2 protein-coding genes are annotated in these 1,821 nt (G+C 40.3%); both read right to left on the bottom strand.

Annotated elements, in window-relative coordinates; genetic code table 11:
- Positions 1-141 precede the first annotated feature (141 nt).
- Positions 142-798 carry a hypothetical protein gene (locus HMPREF2596_RS01610; RefSeq protein ID WP_070849153.1) on the bottom strand — a complete coding sequence of 219 codons (657 nt, stop codon included), beginning with the start codon at positions 796-798 and terminating at the stop codon, positions 142-144.
- A gap of 13 nt (positions 799-811) precedes the next feature.
- A partial coding sequence (locus HMPREF2596_RS10840) for an RHS repeat-associated core domain-containing protein (protein ID WP_210401053.1) occupies positions 812-1,821 on the bottom strand: 1,010 nt, incomplete at its 5' end.

The following is a 1,821-nucleotide window of genomic DNA, read 5'->3' as shown; positions in this document are numbered from 1 at the left end:
TTCCATTGGTGCTGGCCGATGATTTGGCCGTTTCCGTTGTAGTCGAAGCAGGTAAAGGTAAGCGTATAGGGAAAGGTCGTCTGAAGATTAATTTCAGATAACTTCGCGGTTTTATTCGGTCTTGATACGATCTACGATTAGTTAATAAGCTTCTGCTTTATTTTTTAAAACTGGAAGATAGCTTGTATTTCTATAAAAAATAACTACTTCATCGCTGTTTATAGATTTTCCTAAAATAATGATAACGCCGTTGTCTTTAAATAGGGCTATTTCATTTTTATGTTTTTCCAAAAACTTTTTTTGATCTTCAAAGGTGGTTTCTCCTCTAGAAAAAGCTTCAAATTCAGATGGATTATATTCTTCATAAGGAGAGTATATATTCTTAAATTCTTGTTTTATTATGTCGAAATCTACGCTCTTTAGTCCGAAAATTAAAACATTCTGTAGGATATTAGTTGATTCATCAAACTGTAAAAACGCCGTTAGATTATCAGAAACAGGTAATGCGTATGTGTTTGGCATTGGTATTTCTTTTTTTCCATAACTAATGTAAGAACTATCTGCCTTTATTAATTGAGGATATTTGGATAGCGCCTCATTAACAGTAATCTTGCCTATAGTTAATCCAAATGGGGCAACTTCTTTTTGAGAGGGGTGAGCGACATTTGTCAAGAATGCATACTTCTTATTTTTAATTAATGATTTTTCATCTAGATTGTTATCTGTAGGGTAGCAAGAAACTATTGATATTAAAAATAATGTTAAGTATATTACTTTCTTTATACACGAATGAATCATTAAGTTTACTCCTTTATTTATTACACAATGAATATGTTGTACATCTACCTAAACTAGCACCGCCACCGCCACCAAATAAAATATTTGCATTAAAGGTATTACTTGCAGCTTGCCCACGAGTAGGATCTGAAGTACATACACCACCTCCAGCTCCACCTACTGGGGTCGCTACACTACCATTGACGCATGTTGAATTTGACCACCCAGTAGAAACGTTGCTTGCGCTATATGAGTATTCTCCCCCTAACGTTAAACGTTCTGCAGCTCCTGTTTCTCCACAGATAGTCGCTGCTAAACATTTACCTGTTGTTCCGTCTGGAAAATTATTGTGTATCACAGATAAACGACCGCTACCTCCTGCAACCCCTTGTCCTTCTGCAACTATACTTAATGTGTGTGAAGAGGCTGGTAGAGTTTTTGGATGATTTGCCATGGCTGCTGCTAGTGCTTTATGATATTCAGCTTGAACACCTGGAGAATTTCCATAATCTCGAAGTAGTTGAAAACCATCCAATCCTAAAGGATCTATCCAGCTTTGTATTGAATTACCAAATCTATATATATTCTCCCCACCCAACAACCCAATCGGATCCTGATTGATGAATCTTCCACATTCCGGCTCATAGTACCTGAAGAAGTTGTAATGCAGCCCCATCTCACGGTCGCAATACTGGTTTTGCAGGCGGAAGGGTTGGTGAGCAGTTCCGGATATGTTGGTTTCACTCTTCAGTTTGCCCCAGCCGGTATAGTTGCCAAACCAAACCAGGTTGCCGTCTTTATCGGTCATCTCACGCGGGATGCCGATTTGGTCGCAGTGGAAGTAGTGGATTTCCTGTTTGCTTTCGCCTTCGGCATTGGTGTGGTTGCGGACCTGTGCCAAGGGTTCGTAGGAATCCGGGTCGGTGTAGAGATAGGTATATCTGCCGTCCGGGTGGACTTCCTGCAAGAGGTGGCTGCCGTCCCAGACGAATCCGGTTTCCCCTTCGAGGCCGTCTGAAGCTTCTTCGTTTTTCAGACGGCCTT

Source organism: Neisseria sp. HMSC078C12 (assembly GCF_001838065.1).
Taxonomy (GTDB): domain Bacteria; phylum Pseudomonadota; class Gammaproteobacteria; order Burkholderiales; family Neisseriaceae; genus Neisseria.
The sequence above is the reverse complement of the archived record's forward strand: the minus strand, read 5'-3'. Positions and strand labels throughout refer to the sequence as shown.

What these genes read in the sequence shown, in the direction of transcription:
- HMPREF2596_RS01610 (WP_070849153.1), bottom strand. Translation starts at nt 798, where the DNA reads ATGATTCATTCGTGTATAAAGAAAGTAATATACTTAACATTATTTTTA.